General features: G+C 55.9%; 22 protein-coding genes. 10 read left to right on the top strand and 12 right to left on the bottom strand.

From position 1 onward, the window contains the following. Positions 1-172: 172 nt before the first annotated feature. The 6 genes from BK667_RS10295 to BK667_RS10275 are packed head-to-tail and all read left to right on the top strand — an operon-like array spanning position 173 to position 4,092. The gene (locus BK667_RS10295) at positions 173-1,024 is read left to right on the top strand and encodes a tetratricopeptide repeat protein (protein ID WP_123597524.1); all 852 of its coding nucleotides are present in this window, start codon (positions 173-175) and stop codon (positions 1,022-1,024) included. Between the two features lie 6 nt (positions 1,025-1,030). After that, complete coding sequence (locus tag BK667_RS10290) at positions 1,031-1,486, top strand: N-acetylmuramidase domain-containing protein (protein ID WP_123597523.1); 456 nt, start codon at positions 1,031-1,033, stop codon at positions 1,484-1,486. Further along, positions 1,486-2,217 carry a hypothetical protein gene (locus tag BK667_RS33035; RefSeq protein WP_148060131.1) on the top strand — a complete coding sequence of 244 codons (732 nt, stop codon included), beginning with the start codon at positions 1,486-1,488 and terminating at the stop codon, positions 2,215-2,217. Before BK667_RS10290 ends, BK667_RS33035 begins: the two co-directional genes overlap by 1 nt. A 30-nt stretch (positions 2,218-2,247) precedes the next feature. After that, positions 2,248-2,952, top strand: coding sequence for an EF-hand domain-containing protein (locus tag BK667_RS10285; protein WP_259697988.1), 705 nt, complete (start codon positions 2,248-2,250; stop codon positions 2,950-2,952). A gap of 53 nt (positions 2,953-3,005) precedes the next feature. Continuing rightward, positions 3,006-3,539, top strand: coding sequence for a glycoside hydrolase family 19 protein (locus BK667_RS10280; protein WP_123597522.1), 534 nt, complete (start codon positions 3,006-3,008; stop codon positions 3,537-3,539). A 52-nt stretch (positions 3,540-3,591) separates the two neighbouring features. Then, positions 3,592-4,092, top strand: coding sequence for a hypothetical protein (locus BK667_RS10275; protein ID WP_123597521.1), 501 nt, complete (start codon positions 3,592-3,594; stop codon positions 4,090-4,092). A 424-nt stretch (positions 4,093-4,516) separates the two neighbouring features. On the opposite strand, the gene BK667_RS10270 is transcribed toward BK667_RS10275, so the two are convergent. Beyond that, on the bottom strand, positions 4,517-4,900 hold the full coding sequence (locus tag BK667_RS10270; RefSeq protein ID WP_123597520.1) for a DUF6124 family protein: 384 nt from the start codon (positions 4,898-4,900) through the stop codon (positions 4,517-4,519). Positions 4,901-5,370: 470 nt separating this feature from the next. Here BK667_RS10270 and BK667_RS10265 point away from each other — a divergent pair, with 470 nt between their 5' ends. From BK667_RS10265 to BK667_RS10255, 3 genes are all read left to right on the top strand, one after another. After that, on the top strand, positions 5,371-5,838 hold the full coding sequence (locus BK667_RS10265; RefSeq protein WP_123597519.1) for a cell division protein: 468 nt from the start codon (positions 5,371-5,373) through the stop codon (positions 5,836-5,838). Positions 5,839-5,861: 23 nt separating this feature from the next. Continuing rightward, positions 5,862-6,617 carry a lysozyme inhibitor LprI family protein gene (locus BK667_RS33520; RefSeq protein WP_259697987.1) on the top strand — a complete coding sequence of 252 codons (756 nt, stop codon included), beginning with the start codon at positions 5,862-5,864 and terminating at the stop codon, positions 6,615-6,617. Between the two features lie 194 nt (positions 6,618-6,811). Next, the gene (locus BK667_RS10255; protein ID WP_123408677.1) at positions 6,812-7,195 is read left to right on the top strand and encodes a helicase; all 384 of its coding nucleotides are present in this window, start codon (positions 6,812-6,814) and stop codon (positions 7,193-7,195) included. Positions 7,196-7,341: 146 nt separating this feature from the next. Here BK667_RS10255 and BK667_RS10250 read toward each other — a convergent pair whose 3' ends face one another. From BK667_RS10250 to exbB, 6 genes are all read right to left on the bottom strand, one after another. Beyond that, a complete protein-coding gene (locus BK667_RS10250) occupies positions 7,342-8,742 on the bottom strand; it encodes an aminoacyl-tRNA deacylase and HDOD domain-containing protein (protein ID WP_123515756.1) in 1,401 nt (466 codons plus the stop codon). 79 nt (positions 8,743-8,821) lie between these two features. Beyond that, complete coding sequence (gene recG, locus BK667_RS10245; protein WP_123597518.1) at positions 8,822-10,897, bottom strand: ATP-dependent DNA helicase RecG; 2,076 nt, start codon at positions 10,895-10,897, stop codon at positions 8,822-8,824. A gap of 9 nt (positions 10,898-10,906) precedes the next feature. Then, positions 10,907-11,836 carry a hydrogen peroxide-inducible genes activator gene (locus tag BK667_RS10240; RefSeq protein ID WP_123408680.1) on the bottom strand — a complete coding sequence of 310 codons (930 nt, stop codon included), beginning with the start codon at positions 11,834-11,836 and terminating at the stop codon, positions 10,907-10,909. Between the two features lie 267 nt (positions 11,837-12,103). Then, a complete protein-coding gene (locus BK667_RS10235; RefSeq protein ID WP_123515759.1) occupies positions 12,104-12,850 on the bottom strand; it encodes an energy transducer TonB family protein in 747 nt (248 codons plus the stop codon). After that, the gene (gene exbD, locus BK667_RS10230; protein WP_008150131.1) at positions 12,847-13,275 is read right to left on the bottom strand and encodes a TonB system transport protein ExbD; all 429 of its coding nucleotides are present in this window, start codon (positions 13,273-13,275) and stop codon (positions 12,847-12,849) included. The genes BK667_RS10235 and exbD overlap by 4 nt, the downstream gene beginning before the upstream one ends. Before the next feature lie 6 nt (positions 13,276-13,281). Further along, complete coding sequence (gene exbB, locus BK667_RS10225; protein WP_123597517.1) at positions 13,282-14,256, bottom strand: tonB-system energizer ExbB; 975 nt, start codon at positions 14,254-14,256, stop codon at positions 13,282-13,284. Between the two features lie 189 nt (positions 14,257-14,445). On the opposite strand from exbB, the gene BK667_RS10220 reads away from it, so the two are divergent. Beyond that, entirely contained in the window at positions 14,446-15,303 is an 858-nt protein-coding gene (locus tag BK667_RS10220) for an SDR family oxidoreductase (RefSeq protein WP_123515763.1), read from the top strand. Positions 15,304-15,446: 143 nt separating this feature from the next. On the opposite strand, the gene BK667_RS10215 is transcribed toward BK667_RS10220, so the two are convergent. The 5 genes from BK667_RS10215 to gmk form a co-directional block, all read right to left on the bottom strand. Then, positions 15,447-16,187 (bottom strand): putative periplasmic lipoprotein, encoded by a 741-nt coding sequence (locus tag BK667_RS10215; protein ID WP_123597516.1) that lies wholly within the window; start codon positions 16,185-16,187, stop codon positions 15,447-15,449. A 55-nt stretch (positions 16,188-16,242) separates the two neighbouring features. Next, positions 16,243-16,623: a deaminase RidA gene (gene ridA / locus BK667_RS10210; protein WP_003229509.1), complete on the bottom strand. Its 381-nt coding sequence runs from the start codon at positions 16,621-16,623 to the stop codon at positions 16,243-16,245. A gap of 24 nt (positions 16,624-16,647) precedes the next feature. Further along, positions 16,648-18,753, bottom strand: coding sequence for a bifunctional GTP diphosphokinase/guanosine-3',5'-bis pyrophosphate 3'-pyrophosphohydrolase (gene spoT, locus BK667_RS10205; protein WP_123403773.1), 2,106 nt, complete (start codon positions 18,751-18,753; stop codon positions 16,648-16,650). A 57-nt stretch (positions 18,754-18,810) separates the two neighbouring features. Then, the gene (gene rpoZ, locus BK667_RS10200; protein ID WP_007894670.1) at positions 18,811-19,074 is read right to left on the bottom strand and encodes a DNA-directed RNA polymerase subunit omega; all 264 of its coding nucleotides are present in this window, start codon (positions 19,072-19,074) and stop codon (positions 18,811-18,813) included. A 167-nt stretch (positions 19,075-19,241) separates the two neighbouring features. Further along, the gene (gene gmk / locus BK667_RS10195) at positions 19,242-19,862 is read right to left on the bottom strand and encodes a guanylate kinase (protein ID WP_123403775.1); all 621 of its coding nucleotides are present in this window, start codon (positions 19,860-19,862) and stop codon (positions 19,242-19,244) included. Positions 19,863-19,867 lie beyond the last annotated feature (5 nt).

Below are 19,867 nucleotides of genomic sequence, written 5' to 3'. Positions count from 1 at the left end.
AAGTTCTATGTGCTCGAGGGTAATAGAGTCGCCCTCTTTTTTATTGGAGTTTTATATGAAATTTCTTTTTGTGTTTCTGTTATCTTCTTCTGTTGTTGATGCTGTCTCTGGTGTAAAGGGGCGAATTTATTTTTACGATAAATTCGTCACCGGATCCCTACGGCGTCTCTAAATGTTTAAATATTTTTTGGTTCCATTGGTTGTTTGTATGCTAACTCTACCCTGTCATGCAGATGAAGGTCCTGTTGATGTACATGGCTACAACGGCACGACGTTGCAGTTCAGGAATTGGGACGAAACACATGCGGGTTGGTCTGATATAGAATATAAAGGTTCAAGTACGACATTTAAACTATATAATCTTCCAAGCACTATGCCACCATCAGGTATAAGTACCGTTGCTGCAGATACAGGTAAATTATCGCCTGATAAAAAATATGTGATGATGTTGCGTGTGGACTCTGGGGAAGTAGTTGACGAACAAGGTAACAAAATTAACTCCGAGCAAGCACATTGTGATGCTGTCTCGTTGGAGAATGGTTGTGTGACGGACGTTGGCTCGGCGTTCCAATGTGACGGAACTTGGCAGGGGCAAAAATGGAAAGTTGCAACTGGTGGGATTCTTGATTCATCTCAAAAAGACGTGCCGCCGAACCAGTTAATCAAAAATGTTTCGCGCTTGCCTGCGGGTGACTCCCGCTCTAGCTCGCTAAAGAACTGGATGTTCATGGGGATTCCCTCTTATATGGCATGCTATCCGCCCGAGAAAAATATTTCTGAGTTCAATGATTTCGGATTTTATTTTGCCGAAGGCGGTGAGCATCTATTGGCAATGCAGGTTTATAATAAATTATTGAACTTGGCTCCTGATAGAGTGCCATTGAAACTAAACGTAGCAGACTCTCTTTGGGCTTTGGGTAAACATGATGAAGCTAAGTCATTTTATAGTGCCTATCGGAATGCGATGTTAAAAAAAGGGGCTGGAGGAAAGGTTCCAACACGAATTCAGGAGCGGTTGAATTGAACTTGAATGACAGCTTTTCTTAATAGGTCCGGTGTGGAAGGGGCGCAGCGTAGATTAAAGTCGATAAATAAATCTGTCACCTTTTTCCGAAAAATAGTTCATAGATATCAATCTGGATATTCATATGGTTCTGAGCAGGCCCAATATGAAAGATTAGTCCGTGCTAGTGAAATAGATAAAGAAGTAGCAATCAAGTCATGTTCTTGGGGGAAATTCCAAGTGATGGGTGAGTATTTTGCTCGTCTCTATAAAAGCTCAGATGAGTTGGTGGAAGCGCAAAATTATTGCGCATTACAGCATCTGCAATACTTTAAAATATTCCTGACGAAAGAAAAAAATATGCTGGAACCTATGAGGCAGAAAAATTGGCTAACTATTGCTAAAAAATACAATGGTGAAAACCAAATTGGTTATGATATTAATATTTCCAATGCATATGACCAGCTGAAGGCGAATTGGTGATGAAGTATTTTAGTGTTTTTTTGGCTTTTTTTCTGTTCTGTTTTGATGTTCAGGCTTCTGACGATTGCAAAAAAGCAATTCCTCCTAGTTCCGTGCTGTTTCATCAGTTTAGTCTGGGGTCAGAGTTTGCTTGCGTTTATGAATCTCCATCGGTAAATGATGCGGCAGTATTAAGTTTTTATTCAATAGATGGCTCGGGTAGTAAATTGATATCATCGAATGAAAAGTTATTAAATCTTGATGACGCTCGTAATGGTATAAATTTACCCGATGTTTCTAAGCTGAAAAGCGGTACGTATCAACTTTTATGGGACTACCCTAATGGTGTAGATGTAGTTAATTTGGTGCTTGCTACAGGAGTGCTATATTTCGATAATGCAACGAAGGAGTTGCGGCTTCGCTCTTTTGGAAGTGATGGTGAAGTGAATATTCTTACTTTGATTAATGAGTCATGGGCTCCAGGATCTTTAAATTTTTCGAACATCAACATTTCTGAGATTTTTGATAAGAATTCTTTAACGCTTAAGGGGAGCACGGCGGACTTAAAAATAAACGTAGAGAAAGCGTTCTTATATTCTGATTCCACAGAAAATTCAAAAACCAAAAGCTATTTGATTAAAGGTGATGTGGTCAAGGTTGAAGAATATAAGTCTGGTTTTTTGAAAGTTTTGTATAAAATGAGCAATGGTAAAAGCTTGGTTAGATGGGTCGGGTTATCTTCTGTTATCTAGAATAAAAAAGAGAGAGTAGGGGCAGATTTATTGATCTATAGAAGATTCGACTATCCCATAGATAAATCTGTCCCCTTTTCTAAGGCTCCGGTAATTAAGGTTGGTACTGAAGACTGGTACAACGTCAGCGTCACTGACGACGGTCAACCGGTCAGTGGGCTGGTGAAAAAAGTAGGCGCAAAAATCATTACCCAGCACGACTGGGAAAAACTCGGGTTCCAGATTGTTGAAGAAACAAACGCTACGGCGGACGGTTTCCTTGATCCCGAAGATATGCCGCAGTTTTTCAAAGATTTGTTCGCGAAAATTGATACCAACCACGACGGAAATGTCGATTCTGCTGAACTCGCGTTGGCGTTAAAAAACGCTGAAACACGATCACGTTGGTCGAAGCTGATCGCTCATCATCCAACCGAGTGGAAGGACAAAGCGGACTCTGCGAAGTGGAGCAAATTAGATCAGTTATTGGAAACGTCTCCGAAAACGTTGAAGCATGAAAAGGAGCGTATTAGCAGCTATGTTTTTTGGGATGAGCTTACGGGGAAAGCAGCAATCAGTTCCAGTTTGATTTGGCATTTTCATCCCATCGCTTTTGTCGATAATTTGTCGGGGGCGGGATGTTGTGAACTGAATACAACTAATTTTAAAAGTATTTTTGGTAGCGCATCGTTGTTTACGGGGCAGAATATGCCAGCAAATTGCGACGCTTATAACGTCGATCCGCAAAATTTATAAGTCTGCTGAATGCCGCGTTTACCGTTAATAGATTCGATAAATGTATCTATAAAATGCACTTTTTGACGCAGTGTTATCATGAAAGTGACAGCTTCAGAACCACAAAGGAATATTCAAGCGGTAATGATTACGACCTGAGTGTGCATCCGGCAAGCGTTTGCGTCACTCAAGGGGCGACCAGCCGAACTTGTAAACGGCATCACCAAATCATGGAGTCAGGCAACACCACGATAGGAGATGGGCCTAAATATAAAGGTAAAGGCTTGATTCAAATTACTTGGAAAAGCGCTTACGAGAAATATAAGGAGCACACCGGTATCGATTGTGTCGCAAATCCAGAAATCATTTCTCAAAGCATTGAGCATACTGTCAATGTGTCTTTTTGGTTCTGGACAATTTTTAAAGGTGAAAACCTGAATAAGAAAATTGATCGATACTATCAGGAACTAAATGCGCAGGGTGGTATGACGGTTGAGCAAATAGACGATGAAGTTGTTAAGAAAATAACAAAGGTTGTGAACGGTGGTGATAACCATCTTGCAGAAAGGCAAAGGCTCTTCAAAAAAATCAAAGGAGAACTGAAATGAAAGCGTTTTTAGCTTTTTTTTGTAGGTGTGGCTTTTTTTTCTAACGCGGCACATGCAGATATTTAAAAATATCGTTATCAAACCGGAAAGCGAACTTGCTTTGCCGACTAGCTGCGTTGGCTCAAATAATAAAGTCCGGCTAAAAGACGATCGCGTCAGTATCGTTAAAGAATCCGGCGAAACCTACAGTCTCGGTTTGGATGAGCAATCGGAAGAACTACCGATATTTTTTGGTTCGAATGTCAGTTCTGATGTCTGTGTTATGGCTATTAAATATGCCGAAAATGACGTGAATGAAAGCTTCTCTCTTTTTGTTTTTAATGAGGGGGCTGGTAAATATAAAGCTTCAGCTGTCCACATGATAACCAATCCCGAGTTCGTCGGTGATGAAATAAGTAGTAATTATAATGATGGCCCCGTTACTCATAACGATAAGTTGTGCTTTTCCCGAAAGGCAAAAGACTATTATGCCTGCGAAAAACGTGAGCAGTTTGCCGAAAAATTAGAAAGGAAACAGGAATGCAATGAGTTGTCTTGCTCCGACTCTCAATAGTCAAGGAAAACACTTCCGAGCCAGTGAGAGCAGTGATAGTTTCCGCAAAAGCCTATCTGTCCAACAAAAATGATGACTCGAAATTTGTCCAGCGCAAGGCCTATTTAGTAGATGGCGACGAAGTAACGTTGAGCGACTTTTCCCACGGTGACGATGGCCTTTATTACAAAATAATTTATTCAGGGAAAACTAAAACTGCAGGGTGGGTTTCCTCCAAGTTATTGCGTATCAAGGATTGATGTCTCAACAGTCTGATGGTTTATTAGGCAAAAAGGGGCGGATTTATTTGTGAGATAGGTTATCCCGTATATATCGATTAATAAATCCGTCACATTTTCCCTAAAGCCCAGTCACTGCCTGTAAATTTGCTGTGCATATAAACATCGAAGAAGGGGACATTAAGTCCCCTTCGTTTTTTCTACGCCTAAGCCCGATGCGCTCCCGGATCAGGAGAATCAATTTGATCCAGCGCTCGCTCTACCAACAAATGCACCCCATCCGCCAGTCGACTCAGCCCCAAGGCTACTGAGCGACGGGTGCCTTCCACGTCGTCTGCCAGGTCCGCAGCAATGGCGCTGATGGACAGCAAGTCTTCGGACGCATTGGCCAGGAGGGTTTCGGCATGGAGGTCGTGTGATGCGGTGAATAGGGCGCCTTTGCGAGGCTTGGATTTGGGTTTCGCGTCGGGTTTCGGGCCGAGGTGGTAGTCGAGGGCGCGTTCGGCGGCTTCGTGGAGTTTTTTCGAATCGAGGGATTCGTAGGGGGATGTGGATAAGTCGTCGGGTGGATTCGGTGTGTGCTTGATCATAGATGCATCTCCTGGAATTTAAGAGACTGACACCGTTTCGCTTTGCACTTCGAAAGAGGTGGCAGCTGTGCGTTGGTGTGCAAGACCGGTCCAGGAACCCGGCAGACCCGAAGATCTCCGACGCACAGCCGCCATAACGATTCGCGAGCATAAGAAAACGCTCGATGAATTGCCATAATCGATTGTGTACCTGGGCCGGACTTGCACGTCCGCGTCACCGTTTTGTGCGATGACGAGAAGAGGTTATCGGTGAACGCAAACCTCGCCTAGTTCACGAACAGCCCGACGTCTTGAAGGAAATGTCCGAGAGGTTTGCGGGCATTAAGGTCAAAAGATCGCAGCCTGCGGCGGCTCCTACAAGTCGACGTTTTCCTTCAGATAAATCGCGGATTTATTTCAACTCGCCAACGGCCATTCGCCCACAAACCCTTTAGACTTGCCTCCACTCAAGGAAGCCCCCAGGACACGGAATGCCAGTCCCCCGGAACACCTTTCGCAAAGCCCTGATCGCGTGGCTCTATGCCGCAGCGCTGGTGCATCTGTTCGTCAGCATCGTCCTCACCTGGGCCGGCCATTCGGGCCTGATCGGCGGCTATCTGCAAATCATCGAGCAAGCCTTTTGGGCCGCCGACGCCGTACCCAGCGCCGCCCGTGAACAACAACTCTGGTGGCTCGCCGTTTTTGGCGCGACCTTGCAAAGCTATTCCCTCTACATGCTCGCCCTCGTGCGCATCGGCAGTCGGCTCAAAACTCCGATGGCGTGGGGCTGGTTGATCGCAGGGATCGTGCTTTGGGCGCCGCAGGACATGTGGTTTTCCCTGACAACGCAGCTCTGGTTAAACCTATGGATCGATGCATTCGCGATGCTGACATTGCTGCCGCCGCTGTTCTGGCTCTATTGCCACGACCGGCGCACTGCGCAATATGCATCCAATTGATCTCTAAATTAAGGAGGGGCCAATTGAAAACTATTAGTCGTTGCGTAGCACTTTGCATTGGGCTTCTTTCGATTTCCATCGCATCGGCTGAAGACGATTGCAAAGAAATCACCACAAGCATGCAGGTTAACCAATGTGTGGAGATTGCTCGCAAGTCTGCTGATTTGAAGCTGAATGCCAGCTACAAGAAACTGATGGAGCGGTTTGAGTCTCAGCAAAGGCGTGACCCCCAGCAAGGGGAGTTATTCAAGACCATGGCCCGAGACTCACAGCGTGCCTGGATCAAATTGCGGGACACCAATTGCCCGCTCGAAGCCACGGATATTGAACCCGGCGTAGGGGTATCTGTCGTCGTGATCAATACCTGCATTGCCAGGATGAGTCTGGAGCGCTCGACTTATTTGGATGGGATAGCGCCTGATGAATTCGGGGTTTCCTGTCCATCCACTGATTTCAATGCATTCCTCACCGCGTTTGCGGAAAGCGCTGCCGTCCAGAGGGCGTTTGTTCAGCGGCCTCTTCAGTTTGTAACGACGGTGGATGCTGAGCCCGAGCCGCGAATAGAGAAGCGAGCGCTGGAAGATAAGCAGATCAAATACCCGCTCATGCCTCATCGAGCTTACCGAGAGGCTGAAGGCCTGACGTTAAGCGTCAAGGGGCAGAGCCGGAATAGAGCCACAGCCATTTTGAATAAACCGGACACCGACTACTTGGTGGAGTATCGATTTGTGCTTGGGAAATGTTGGATGCTCAGTGAGGTTTCGGACTTTGCGATTTAGAGAACATAAAGATCAAAAAATCGCAGCCTTCGTCAGTTCCTGGACGGATTTGGTTTGTCCGACAATTAGCGTGACTTGGCGGTCATTGGCGTCAAAAAGCGCTACATCTTCTTCTAACAGAACCCGATAGTGTCGTTATCCCCCAAACTCGCTACACTCCGCCAGCCGTTCATTTTCCTTTTGAGGCTGCACGCATGAAATTTCGTTTTCTTCTGTGGATGCTGGGTTTGTTGATGGGTAAGGCCAGTCGGACTAATCCTGCGTTTCAACAGCAGTTGGGTGACAAGGAGTTGGTGTTTCAACTACAGACCCTGGACGGGAAAGTGGCGCGGCATTTCTTTGTGAAAGATCAGCGCATCACCAGTAAGTCCGGCGTGTATGCCGAGCCGGCGTTTGCGATTGCGTTCAAAGACGCGGCGTATGGCTTTGCCACGATGCAGGCGAAGAACAAGCAGTTGGCGTTTATGACGGGGATTCAGGACAAGTCGATTCAGATCAAGGGCAACCCGGCGCTAGTGATCTGGTTCCAGGGGTTGACCAAGTATTTGAAGCCGCGCAAGGCTAAGCCTAAGGCTTGAGTTCGGCGTTGGGGCGGTGACGCGGAGCGTCACGGGATGCGTTACCACGCGGAGCGTGGGAACGATCAGGTAGGCAGGCAGACCGAGTTGGGTTCATCGCGGGCAAGCCTTGCTCCTGTAGGAGCGAGGCTTGCCCGCGAATGCTTTTAGGCCTGGGTGAACTGCGACGCCAGTTCACGCAGCAGCACTTCAGCCTCAAGCACTTTGCTGACGACGTCATTGGCTTTGTCGCGAGTCAAGCCCACGCGTTCCAGGAGTGCGTCGGGGATGTCTTCGTCCGGCCCGGAGCCAATCCCGCGGCTACGCAGTAAACGCACCGCCAGGCACACGAGGTTCGGGTATTCGGCATACGGGCCGTCATAACCCGGATCGTGCTGGAAGCGCAGCGCGGTGGCCAACTCGTCCGGCATGTCCCAGTAGCGCATCAGCCACGAGCCGATCTGTTCGCGGCTGATGCCGAGCAGGTGTTGCTCGACGTAGCTGTGACACAGGTGCGGGTTGACCTCCAGGTGGCGGCAGATCAGCGAGAAGTGTGGCGGGAAGACGTGGGCCAGTAGCAGGTAGCCGAAGTTGTGCAGCAGGCCGGCGAGGTAGGTCAGGCCGGCTTCCGGGCGCTGGGCGCGGGGCATGGCGCGGGTCAGGCCTTCGATGACGGCGGCGGTGTAGATCGATTGCTGCCAGTACGGCGTGGTGTGTTGCGGGTGGTCTTTGGGCAGGCTCAGGGTTTTGCCGAGGGCCAGGCCGAGGGCCAGGTTGATCACCAGGTCGAAGCCGAGCACGCGGACGATCGCGTCTTCCACCGAACGAATCTTGCCCGGCGAGGCGTAGTACGGCGACGCGGCCCAGCTCACGACTTGCGCGGCCAGGGCCGGGTCGGTTTCGACGACGCCGGTGATGTCGTCGATGGTGGCGTTGGGGTCCACGCGCAATTTGATGATTTTCTGCGCGGTTTCGGCCAGCGGTGGGATTTCGATGGTGGCTTCCAGGCGTTGCTGGATGCGCCGCGCGGTGAATGCCTGCACAGCCTGGGTGATTTCCTCGCGATCATCGTCGGGGCGGTCGAGGTTCGGGCGGATGCTGGTCAGGGCTTCGCCGAAGTTGGCGGCGCTGGCCTTGGTGAGCATGGACTTGAAGTCGTCGCTGGAGATTTCCAGCAACACATTCGGCTCGCCGGAGTTGATCAGCAACTTCGGTTCGCGCAGCAGGCTTTCTTCGTACAGGCATGGCGAGCTGGTGAGCGCCGGCAGGCCGGGCAGCAGGCTCAGGCTGTGTTTGCCGAGCATCTTCTCCAGGCGTTCGGTGGAGACGGCAGTCAGTCGGCGGCCCGTCAGTTCGGCGAGGCGATTGAGGTCCAGCAACTGACTCTGCGGGAACAGCACCATGAGCGCGCCGACGGCGTCATCGAGCAAAACCGCCTGCACTTTACGTGCGGCGTTGAGGCCGTGATGGTCGAGGACTTCTTCGTAGGCGATGCCCAGTTTGCCGAGCAGTAGCCGAATAACAGACGGAGCGTGCGGGGTTTCGGGGATGAGGGCAGCTTCGGTCATGGTGTGTATCCGTTTTTGAAACAATTGCTGGAGTATAACCAGCTTGTTTAAAGCCATGGTCCAGAAACTGCGACGGTGCTCACACTTGGCCGTATTGCTGCCCATGGCGCAGCCAGCGATCAAGCAACGGGCTGACATGATCCGGCCAGCGTTCCAGCAAGGCTTGGGCGGCATCGCGCACGGCTGGCAGCAAATCGGCGTCGCGCATCAGGTCTGCGACCTTGAATTGCAGCAGGCCGGTTTGGCGCGTGCCGAGCATTTCGCCGGGGCCGCGCAGTTCGAGGTCTTTTTCGGCGATGACAAAACCGTCGTTGGTTTCGCGCATGATGCCCAGGCGCTGACGGCCGATCTGTGACAGCGGCGGATGGTAGAGCAGCACGCAATGGCTGGCGGCGCTGCCCCGACCGACGCGGCCGCGCAATTGGTGCAGTTGCGCCAGACCCAGGCGTTCAGGGTTTTCGATGATCATCAGGCTGGCGTTGGGCACGTCCACACCGACTTCAATCACCGTCGTGGCGACCAGCAATTGCAGGTTGCCGGCCTTGAATTCGGCCATCACTGCGGCTTTCTCGACAGGCTTCATGCGCCCGTGGATCAGCCCGACCTTCAACTCGCCGAGGGCGGCGGTCAGGTCTTCGTAGGTGGTTTCTGCGGCTTGGCAGGTCAGCTCTTCCGACTCTTCGATCAGCGTGCACACCCAATAGGCCTGGCGCCCTTCGGCACAGGCGCCGCGCACCCGTTCGATGACTTCAACGCGCCGTGTATCGGTGACCAGCACGGTGTTGACCGGGGTTCGGCCGGGGGGCAGTTCGTCGAGGATCGAAGTGTCGAGGTCGGCGTAGGCACTCATGGCCAGGGTCCGTGGAATCGGCGTGGCGGTCATGATCAGTTGGTGCGGGCACATCCGTCCGCCGACGCCTTTCTGCCGCAGGGCGAGGCGCTGCTGGACGCCGAAGCGGTGTTGTTCGTCGATGATCGCCAGTGCGAGGTTCTTGAACTGCACTTCTTCCTGGAACAACGCGTGGGTGCCAACCACCATGGGCGCGCCGTTGGCGATCTGTTCCAGCGCGGCCGCACGGTTCTTGCCCTTGAGCTTGCCGGCCAGCCACGCGACTTCGATGCCCAGCGGTTCGAGCCAGCGCTTGAAGGTGATGAAGTGCTGTTCGGCGAGAATCTCGGTGGGCGCCATCAGGGCGACCTGATAACCGGCCTCCAGCGCTTGCAACGCGGCAAGGGCCGCGACCACGGTTTTGCCGGCGCCGACGTCGCCCTGGATCAGGCGAAGCATCGGTTCGTGCTGACTGAGGTCGTAAGCGATTTCGTTGCCAACCCGTTGCTGGGCGCCGGTCGGCGTGAAGCCTAGATTGGCCAGGTATTTGGCTGGCAGCTTGGTGGCTTTCGGCATCGCCGGCGCGCGCAGGGAACGCATGCTTTCGCGCAGGCGTTGCTGGGACAGTTGATGGGTCAGCAGTTCTTCGAAGGCCAGGCGATGTTGGGCCCAGTGATGGCCGAGGGCGAGTTCGTCGACGTCGGCATCGGCGGGCGGGTGATGCAGATAGCGGATCGCATCGGCCAGCGGCGCCAGTTGATAGTCCCGGGCCAGTTCGGTGGGCAGCCAGTCGGGCAGGCTGCTGGGGCCGAGCAGGGTCAGGGTTTGCATGCACAGTTGGCGCAGGCGTTGTTGGGTCAGGCCTTCGGTCAGCGGGTAAACCGGGGTCAGGGTTTCATCCACTGGCGGCGGTTCGTCACCGGTGATGGCGCGGTATTCCGGGTGGTAGATCTCCAGCCCCGAGGCACCGGGCCGCGCTTCGCCGTAGCAGCGAATCCGCGTGCCGCGCTTCAGGCCTTCTTTCTGGGCGTTGCTGAAATGGTAGAAGCGCAGGCTCAGTCCGCCGGTGCCGTCCTGAATCCGCACCACGAGGCTGCGACGACGGCCCATGACCACGTCGGCGCCACTGACGGTGCCTTCGATCACGGCGTCCTGACCCGGTCGTAAATGGCCGATCGGGACCACGCGAGTGCGGTCCTGATAACGCAACGGCAAGTGGAAGAGCACGTCCTGGAGATTCTCCAGGCCGACCTTGGCCAACTTCTCGGCCATGGCTTCCCCGACACCCTTGAGTGCCGTCACCGACACTTGCGACAACTCGGTCATGGCAGCGACTTAACCGGCCACCACCGGCGCTTGTGGCTTGGCCACCGAGCACAGGCGAATGGAGTCAGCGAGGATTTCAATCGCTTTCGGCCGCGGGAAACTCGCGCGCCAGGCGATGGCCACGGTGCGGAACGGCACCGGCGGCGACAGTGGGCGTACGGCGATCACGCCAGGGGCGTAGTGGTGGCTGTCCACCGCCGACAGCGGCAGGATCGAGATGCCGAGGCCGGAGGCGACCATGTGGCGGATGGTTTCCAGGGAGCTGGATTCCACGGTGGTGTGCTTGGCGCCGTCATTGCCTTTGCCGAGGGTCGGGCAGGCTTCGAGCACTTGATCGCGGAAGCAGTGGCCTTCGCCGAGCAGCAGCAGGCTCTTGTCGTTGAGCAGGGCGGCGTCGATGGTTTCTTTCTGGGTCCACGGGTGCTGGGCCGGCATCAGGACGTAGAACGGCTCGTCGTAGAGCGGCAGGGTCAGCACGTCGGCTTCGTTGAACGGCAGGGCGATGATGATCGCGTCGAGCTCGCCGTTGCGCAGTTTGTCGCGCAGCACGTGGGTGAAGTTTTCTTCGATGTACAACGGCATCTGCGGGGCGACCCGGTGCAGTTGCGGAATCAGATGCGGAAACAGGTACGGGCCGACGGTATAGATCGCGCCGACTTTCAGCGGGGCGGTCAGTTGGTTCTTGCCGGCCTGGGCCAGTTCGCGGATGCCTTGGGCCTGTTCCAGGACTTTTTGCGCCTGGGCCACGATGCCTTCGCCAACCGGAGTCAGGCGCACCGCGCTCTTGCTGCGCTCGAAAATCAGCACACCGAGTTCGTCTTCAAGCTTTTTCACGCCCACCGACAGGGTCGGCTGGCTGACGTGGCAACGCTCGGCCGCGTGGCCGAAGTGCTGCTCTTGGGCGAGGGTAACGATGTAGCGTAATTCTGTAAGAGTCATAGCGAGCGTCCATGAAGTTGCGGGCCAAGCATACCGGCTGCAATCGATAGACGCACGTTATCAGAGAGAGTGTGTTGAGTGACACAGGGCAATGCGGGTTTGCCGCTGGCGGATATGCAAAAGGCACCTTTCGGGTGCCTTTATGGTTGCTGCATGATCCTGTAGGAGCAGAGCTTGCTCGCGAAAGCGGTGTATCAACCAACATGGATGTTGGATGTGATGGCCTCTTCGCGAGCAAGCTTCGCTCCTACAGGATATGTGTGTTGCTTACCGTCGGCGTTCCAGCGAGTAAACGAACGGTGCAACAATTTCGATGGAGCCGTTGTTCAGCATGTCCGCCGGTGGCTTGGGCAGTGGCTGGGCACGCTTGATCATTTCCAGGGTGGCCCGGTCCAGGTCGGCGTTGCCGGAGCGGCCTACCAGTTCGAACGACAACACATTGCCTTCACCATCGACCACGAAGCGCAGGCGGTTCAGACCTTCCTTGCCCCGTGATTGCGCACTGGCCGGGTACTTTTTGTACTTGGCCAAATGCGCGAGCAGGGTGCCTTGCCAACTGGCCTTCGCGGCCTGCTGAGCGGGCGACGGGCCTGGCGCGGGCTGTGCGGATTTCTCGGTCGGGGCCTGGGTCGGTTGCGCGTCGCTCGGTTTTTCCTCGGACGGCTTCTCCTTCGGCGGCTCCGGCTTTTTCTCCACAGGCTTGGGCGGTTGCGGCTTGGGCTTGGGTTTGACCGGTTTCGGCACGGCAATTTCTGCCTTCGGCGCTTCCGCCAGTTTCGGGATCGGCAGCTCTTCCACCGGCGCCGGTGGTTGCGGCGGCGTGATCACCTTCGGCGGCGCCGGCGGTGGCGGGGCTGGAACCGGTGCCAACTCGACCATCATCGCCTGGGGAGGCAACTCGATCGGTGGGCGCGCCGTCCAGTTCACCGCCAGCGCAATGGCCAGCGCATGAACGCCCAGCACCACGGCCAGGCTCCCGCTGTAACGCGTCAGCTTATGGCGCGTCGTGATCATTTCTTGACTGCCGTCTCAAGCCCGACCAGACCGACTTTCAGGTAACCGGCGGAGCGCAGGTTATCCATCACGCTCATCAGGTCGCCGTAGTCCACGCCTTTATCGGCCTGGAAGAAGATCGTCGTGTCTTTCTTGCCCTTGGTCCGGGCGTCGAGCGTGGCGCCGAGCGCTTCGGCCTTCACTTCGTCTTCGCCGAGGAACAGGCGCTGGTCAGCTTTTACACTGAGGAACACCGGTTTCTCCGGCCGTGGCGCCGGTTTGGCGCTGGAGGCGGGCAGGTCGACCTTGATGTCCACAGTGGCCAACGGCGCGGCCACCATGAAGATGATCAACAGCACCAGCATCACGTCGATAAACGGCGTGACGTTGATTTCGTGGTTCTCGGCCAGATCGTCGTCCGCGCCTTCTTTCAAATGCAAGCCCATGGCTGATTACCCTACTTTGACCACGTGGGGTTGCGTGGAGCGCTCAGCGGTCGGCAAGTGATCCAGATCACGGCTGACCAGCAACAGGACTTCAGCAGAGGCGTCCGACACCTGCGCCTTGTAACCGGCGATGGAGCGGGCGAAGACGTTGTAGATGACCACGGCAGGAATCGCCGCAACCAGGCCCAGCGCGGTGGCCAGCAGGGCTTCGGCGATACCGGGAGCGACAACGGCAAGGTTGGTGGTCTGGGTTTTGGCGATGCCGATGAAGCTGTTCATGATGCCCCACACGGTGCCGAACAAACCTACGAATGGCGCGGTGGAACCGATGGTGGCGAGCACGCCGGTGCCGCTGCTCATGTTGCGACCGCAGGCGGCGACCAGACGCTCAAGACGGAAAGCGACACGCTCCTTGATGCCTTCTTTCTCGCGGCTGTTGGCCGACAGGCGCATTTCTTCCAGGGCGTCGTGGACCAGCAGATGGGCGAGGGTGCCCTGCTTGGTCGCGGTGGCGCTGGCTTCTTTAAGGGTGGTGGCTTTCTTCAGGTGGACGATTTCGTTACGCAGACGACGCTTGGCGCCCATCAGCTCGAAGCCTTTGGCGATCCAGATGGTCCAGGTGATGATCGAAGCGATGGCCAGGCCGATCATCACGATTTTCACGATAATATCGGCGTTCTGGTACATGCCCCATGGCGACAGGTCGTGGGCCATGCCCAGGGAGTTGTCCGGTTCCAGAACTTCAGGCGCGTCGTCAGCAGTGGCGTCCACGGCTTGAGCCGGGTCGGTTGCGGTAGGTGCTACGACCGGAGCAGCGTGATCAGCAGGGGCCGGAGCAGTCGCGGTGGCCGGAGTGGCGGGCGCTTGTGCATCAGCGAAAGCGGCGACGGGCGCCAGCATCAGGCTGAGCAGCAGGGCGGCCACAGCGCTCCAGGCGCGAGGTCGTTTGGTTGGCGAAGCGGGGAATTGATTGCGTGTCATGCTGGCCGGACCTGAGAGAAAAATAGGGTAATTGTTCTTCCAGACCTCGTAGGGCCGAGAACAAAAGTGGCCGGCATTATTGCAATTAATTCTTGTTAACAAAAGTAATAGCGTCTCTTTTTTTCCTCCATTGCTAGCCGCTCGTCCTTTACGGGCGCTAGTCTGTACCTTTCCAGTGGGAGTTTTCTGATGTCCGCGCCATCTGTTTTGATCGCCGGCTGCGGTGATGTCGGCAGCCGTTTGGCCACGCAATTGTTGGCTGCTGGGTGGGAGGTTCACGGCTTGCGGCGTGACATCTCGCGTCTGCCCGAAGGGGTAATTGGTGTTGCCGGCGACTTGTTCAATAAGGATTGTCCGCAAACCTGGCCCATCGGTGCGGTGGATTACCTGGTGTATTGCGCGGCGGCCACCGATCACGACGAAGCGGGTTATCGCGCTGCTTACATTCAGGGCCTGCAGCACGTGCTGGAGTGGCTGGACGACTACGGGCAAGTGCCCAACCGGTTGCTGTTCGTTTCCAGCAGCAGCGTTTATGGCCAGCAGGATGGTGAGTGGGTCGACGAGACTTCGCCTACCGTGGCGGCTGGTTATTCCGGGCGGGTGATGCTGGAGGCGGAGCAGGTTGCCCTCAATAGCGGTATCCCGGCGAGCATCGTGCGCCTGACCGGGATTTACGGTCCGGGACGCGAGTTTCTGCTGACCCAGGTTCGTCGCGGCTATCGCGTGGCGATTGATCCGCCGTTATATGGCAATCGCATTCATTCCGACGATGCGGCGGGGTTGATGGCGTATCTGCTGGAGGCGGATCAGCGGGGTGTGGCGCTGGATGATATCTATATCGGTGTCGATGACGCACCCGCGCCGCTGGCAGAAGTGGTGGGTTGGTTGCGGGAGTATCTGGGCGTGACCGAATGGGCCGAGGACGAGAGCGTGCGCCGCACCGGCAGCAAGCGTTGCAGTAATGCCCGGGCCAAGGCGTTGGGTTGGGCGCCGAAATATCCGAGTTATCGCGAAGGCTACGCCGCGATTCTCGAGTCCAGCCGCTAACTTCCAGCCACCACAAACCAACTGTAGGAGCGAGGCTTGCCCGCGAAAGCGATGTAACAAACAACATTGATGTTGAATGTTATGGCGCCTTCGCGGGCAAGCCTCGCTCCTACAATTGGTTTTGTGCAGGCTTTAAATCCGGATTACTGCTTTTCCAGCAACCAATGCCGATCACCCGGCGTGAACTGCGGCATCTCATCCGCCTGCGCCGTGTTCACGGTCTGGAAGATTTCCAGTTCCTTGCCCTTGCGCGCAAAGATCCAGGTATTGCCCTGACCGTTCTGTTGCAGCCACATGCTGTCGTTGCCGCCGCTCATCGATGCGCAATCACCCGCCAGGCATAAGGCATAACGATCCGCACCCGGCAGGCCGGCCACTTGGCCATCCGCCTGGAATTGCACCGTGCTGCCTTCACCCTGACCGTTGACGATTTTCCAGCTGCCGCCCATATAAGCCGAGTACAGCGCGCGTTCGAAGCTGGCGCCAATCGGCGCGCCTTCCGGAACTGGAATCAAGGCACGATCGAAGACTTGGGCCGGTTCGTTGTCGTTCGCGACCTGGCTCAATTGCTTGCCGTCACGACGCAACTCGCTGGCGGAACTGCCGTAGAAATCGACTTTCCAGGCGCCGGACTCATCGGCCAGCAGCTTGCCTTCGACGTTTTCAAAACCGTTGGTGTAGCGGGCCTGGCTGGCCTTGGTGTTGACGTCCCATTCCAGGTTCGGACCGTAAGCCTGGAGCGCTTCGCGCAGGGGGCCGCCCTTGGAGGCAGCGTCGATGGCCACCTGGTTGATCCAGGTGCCGCTGATATCACGGTCGGCAGGATTGCTGGCGCAGCCGCCGAGGAAAACGGCGAGCAAGGAGAAGGCAAGCGCTTTGCGCATGGTGGAATCCTTTCAAAACGAAAACGGCGCAACCTGGGAGGCTGCGCCGGATGTGTTACTCGATGACCAGAATGGCGTCCATTTCTACCTGCGAACCCTTTGGCAGGGCAGCAACGCCGATGGCGGCGCGGGCAGGGTAGGGTTGGTCAAAGTATTTGCCCATGATCTCGTTGACCTTGGCGAAGTGGCTCAGGTCGGTGAGGAAGATGTTCAGTTTGACGATGTCCTTGAACGAACCGCCAGCGGCTTCAGCCACGGCCTTGAGGTTCTCGAACACCTGGACGGTCTGGGCTTCGAAGCCTTCGACCAGTTCCATGGTTTTTGGGTCCAGGGGAATCTGACCCGACATGTAGACGGTATTGCCAGCCTTGATCGCCTGGGAATAAGTGCCGATGGCGGCCGGGGCTTTGTCGCTGGTGATAACAGTCTTGGTCATGAATGACTCCTTGTAATGGATGGGCTACGCACGCATGCGGGTGATGCGAATCACCCCGGTCAAGGCGCGCAGTTTCTTGATCACGCGGGCCAGGTGCACACGGTCGTGCACGCTGACCACCAGTTGGACCACGCTGATGCGACCATCGCGCTCGTCCATGCTGATTTTTTCGATATTGCCATCGGCCGCGTTGACGCTGCTGGCCAGCAGGGCGATCAGGCCACGCTGGTGTTCCAGTTCGACGCGCAGCTCGACATTGAATTCTCCGGTGACATCCTTGGCCCACGAGAGCTGGATGCATTTTTCCGGGTTGTGGCGGATTTCACTGATGTTGCGGCAGTTGTCCAGGTGCACGACCATGCCTTTGCCCGCCGACAGGTGCCCGACAATCGGGTCGCCCGGGATCGGCGTGCAGCACTTGGCGTAGCTGAGGACCAGGCCCTCGGTGCCGCGAATCGCCAGCGGACCTTCCGCGCTTGGCAGTTGCTCGCCTTCGCCCAGCAGGCGGCGGGCGACCACATAGGCCATGCGGTTGCCCAGGCCAATGTCTTCGAGCAGGTCTTCGATCAGTTCCAGGCGGTACTCGGTGAGCATCGCCTTGACGCGCTCGGCCGGGACTTTGTCCAGGGAGCTGTCGAAACCGTTCAATACCTTGTTCAGCAAACGCTCGCCGAGGCTGATGGATTCGGAGCGGCGCTGCAGTTTCAGTGCATGGCGGATGTGGGTCCGCGCCTTGCCGGTGACCACGAAATTGAGCCACGCCGGGTTCGGCCGTGCGCCGGGGGCGCTGACAATCTCGACCGTGGAGCCGCTTTGCAGCGGTTCGGACAGCGGCGCGAGACGACGATTGATCCGGCACGCGATGCAGCTGTTGCCAACGTCGGTGTGCACCGCGTAAGCGAAGTCCACCGCCGTGGAGCCTTTGGGCAACTCCATGATCCGGCCTTTTGGCGTGAACACGTAGACCTCGTCCGGGAACAGGTCGATCTTCACGCTTTCGATGAATTCCAGCGAGTTGCCGGCCCTTTGCTGCATTTCCAGCACGCCTTTGACCCACTGGCGGGCGCGGGCGTGAGTGCCCTTGGGCTGCTCGTCGCCGCTGGATTTGTACAGCCAATGGGCGGCGATGCCGTTGTTGGCCATCTCTTCCATTTCACGGGTGCGGATCTGGATCTCGATCGGTACGCCGTGCATGCCGAACAACGTGGTGTGCAGCGACTGATAGCCGTTGGCCTTGGGGATCGCGATGTAATCCTTGAAGCGACCCGGCAACGGTTTGTACAAATTATGCACAGCGCCCAGCACGCGGTAGCAGGTATCGACCTTGTCGACGATGATCCGGAACGCGTAGACGTCCATGATCTCGTTGAAGGCCCGACGCTTGCCGCGCATTTTCTTGTAGATGCCGTAGAGGTGCTTCTGGCGCCCGCTGACTTCGCCCTGGATTTCATCAATCGCCAGGCAGTGGCTGAGGGACTCTTCGATCTTGTTGACGATTTCCTTGCGGTTGCCCCGGGCGCGTTTGACGGCCTGGTTGATCCGCGCGGAGCGCATCGGGTGCATGGCCTTGAAGCCGAGGTCTTCGAATTCTATGCGGATGGCGTGCATGCCCAGCCGATTGGCGATGGGCGCATAGATTTCCAGGGTTTCCTTGGCGATGCGCCGGCGTTTTTCGCCGGACAGCACTTCCAGCGTGCGCATGTTGTGCAGGCGGTCGGCGAGCTTGACCAGGATCACGCGAATATCGCGGGCCATGGCCATGGCCATTTTCTGGAAGTTTTCGGCCTGGGCTTCAGCTTTGGTCTCGAAGTTCATCTGGGTCAGTTTGCTGACCCCGTCGACCAGTTCGGCCACGGTTTCGCCGAACTGCGCTTGCAGCGCCTCTTTGGCAATCCCGGTGTCTTCGATCACGTCATGCAGCATGGCTGCCATCAGGCTCTGATGGTCCATGTGCATGTCGGCAAGAATATTCGCCACCGCAAGAGGATGCGTGACGTACGCCTCGCCGCTGCGGCGGCGTTGGCCGTCGTGGGCTTGTTCGGCGTAGAAATACGCTCGGCGGACCAGGTTCACCTGGTCCTTGCCGAGGTAGGTCGATAAGCGATCGGCGAGGGCGTCTATGCTCGGCATGATAACTCCTGCCGTTCGCTGTGACCCCGCGCCGTGCTACGTCGACCAGGCATAGGCTTAGACGGCCTCGTTGGACTCGTCCTCGAACGCTGCGAACAGCGGTTCGTCTTCGACGATTTCAGCATTGGCGATGAACTCATAGCTCATCAGGCCTTCAGCGATTTCACGCAGCGCTACAACGGTAGGCTTGTCGTTTTCCCACTGAACCAGTGGCTCTTTGCCGCCGGTGGCCAGTTGACGGGCACGTTTGGTGGACAGCATGACCAGCTCAAAACGGTTTTCCACGTGGTTCAGGCAGTCTTCAACGGTTACGCGGGCCATGGTATTCCTCGGAGCGAATGCAATATGCGCGCTGCCCGGTTGGGCGAGCGGACTCAACAGTTTAAAAAATCACCAGCGATTAGGGAAGCGCTGATTTTTTGACCAAGCCCTTCAACGCGCTGCAAGTGCCAATGTAAAGCCCCCGCAGCGGTTTTGGGAAGAGCTGTTTAGCCGAGTAATTCAGCCAAAAGTTTTCCGTTACGTTGCTGCTGGCGTTTCTGATGCAGCTGATTGGCGCGGAAAATCGCCTTCAGATCGTCCAAAGCGTGGGCGAAATTGTCGTTGATGATCAGGTAGTCGTAGTCGACGTAGTGGCTCATCTCGCTGACGGCTTCACGCATGCGGCCGTCAATAATCTCGTCGCTGTCCTGGCCGCGATTGGTCAGGCGCTGGTGCAAGGCTTCCAGGGACGGCGGCAGAATGAAGATCGAGCGGGCTTGCGGCATCAACTTGCGCACTTGCTCGGCACCTTGCCAGTCGATTTCCAGAATCAGGTCGTGGCCTGCGTCCAGGGTCTGCTGCAGATGGCTTTGCGAGGTGCCGTAGAGATTGCCGAATACTTCGGCGCGTTCCAGGAAGTCACCGTGTTCGCCCATCTTCACAAACGCCTCCCGCGAGACGAAGTGGTAGTTCACGCCGTCCACTTCGCCGGGGCGCATGGCGCGGGTGGTGTGAGAAACCGAGACGCGAATCTCCTGATCGGAGTCGGTCAGGGCCTTGACCAGGCTGCTCTTGCCCGCGCCCGAAGGGGCGGAAATGATGTAAAGGGTGCCGGTGCTGTGGGTCATGTCGG

Source organism: Pseudomonas frederiksbergensis, assembly GCF_003732705.1.
Taxonomy (GTDB): Bacteria; Pseudomonadota; Gammaproteobacteria; order Pseudomonadales; family Pseudomonadaceae; genus Aquipseudomonas; species Aquipseudomonas frederiksbergensis_F.
Note: the sequence above shows the minus strand (reverse complement) of the source record. Positions and strands in the feature narration are given on the sequence as shown.

Excerpts from the sequence above, each read along its gene's own strand:
- BK667_RS10295 (WP_123597524.1), top strand. The coding sequence starts at position 173 with ATGTTTAAATATTTTTTGGTTCCATTGGTTGTTTGTATGCTAACTCTA.
- BK667_RS10290 (WP_123597523.1), top strand. The coding sequence starts at position 1,031 with ATGACAGCTTTTCTTAATAGGTCCGGTGTGGAAGGGGCGCAGCGTAGA.
- BK667_RS33035 (WP_148060131.1), top strand. The coding sequence starts at position 1,486 with ATGAAGTATTTTAGTGTTTTTTTGGCTTTTTTTCTGTTCTGTTTTGAT.
- BK667_RS10280 (WP_123597522.1), top strand. The coding sequence starts at position 3,006 with ATGCACTTTTTGACGCAGTGTTATCATGAAAGTGACAGCTTCAGAACC.
- BK667_RS10275 (WP_123597521.1), top strand. The coding sequence starts at position 3,592 with ATGCAGATATTTAAAAATATCGTTATCAAACCGGAAAGCGAACTTGCT.
- BK667_RS10270 (WP_123597520.1), bottom strand. The coding sequence starts at position 4,900 with ATGATCAAGCACACACCGAATCCACCCGACGACTTATCCACATCCCCC.
- BK667_RS10265 (WP_123597519.1), top strand. The coding sequence starts at position 5,371 with ATGCCAGTCCCCCGGAACACCTTTCGCAAAGCCCTGATCGCGTGGCTC.
- BK667_RS10255 (WP_123408677.1), top strand. The coding sequence starts at position 6,812 with ATGAAATTTCGTTTTCTTCTGTGGATGCTGGGTTTGTTGATGGGTAAG.
- BK667_RS10250 (WP_123515756.1), bottom strand. The coding sequence starts at position 8,742 with ATGACCGAAGCTGCCCTCATCCCCGAAACCCCGCACGCTCCGTCTGTT.
- recG (WP_123597518.1), bottom strand. The coding sequence starts at position 10,897 with ATGACCGAGTTGTCGCAAGTGTCGGTGACGGCACTCAAGGGTGTCGGG.
- BK667_RS10240 (WP_123408680.1), bottom strand. The coding sequence starts at position 11,836 with ATGACTCTTACAGAATTACGCTACATCGTTACCCTCGCCCAAGAGCAG.
- BK667_RS10235 (WP_123515759.1), bottom strand. The coding sequence starts at position 12,850 with ATGATCACGACGCGCCATAAGCTGACGCGTTACAGCGGGAGCCTGGCC.
- exbD (WP_008150131.1), bottom strand. The coding sequence starts at position 13,275 with ATGGGCTTGCATTTGAAAGAAGGCGCGGACGACGATCTGGCCGAGAAC.
- exbB (WP_123597517.1), bottom strand. The coding sequence starts at position 14,256 with ATGACACGCAATCAATTCCCCGCTTCGCCAACCAAACGACCTCGCGCC.
- BK667_RS10220 (WP_123515763.1), top strand. The coding sequence starts at position 14,446 with ATGTCCGCGCCATCTGTTTTGATCGCCGGCTGCGGTGATGTCGGCAGC.
- BK667_RS10215 (WP_123597516.1), bottom strand. The coding sequence starts at position 16,187 with ATGCGCAAAGCGCTTGCCTTCTCCTTGCTCGCCGTTTTCCTCGGCGGC.
- ridA (WP_003229509.1), bottom strand. The coding sequence starts at position 16,623 with ATGACCAAGACTGTTATCACCAGCGACAAAGCCCCGGCCGCCATCGGC.
- spoT (WP_123403773.1), bottom strand. The coding sequence starts at position 18,753 with ATGCCGAGCATAGACGCCCTCGCCGATCGCTTATCGACCTACCTCGGC.
- rpoZ (WP_007894670.1), bottom strand. The coding sequence starts at position 19,074 with ATGGCCCGCGTAACCGTTGAAGACTGCCTGAACCACGTGGAAAACCGT.
- gmk (WP_123403775.1), bottom strand. The coding sequence starts at position 19,862 with ATGACCCACAGCACCGGCACCCTTTACATCATTTCCGCCCCTTCGGGC.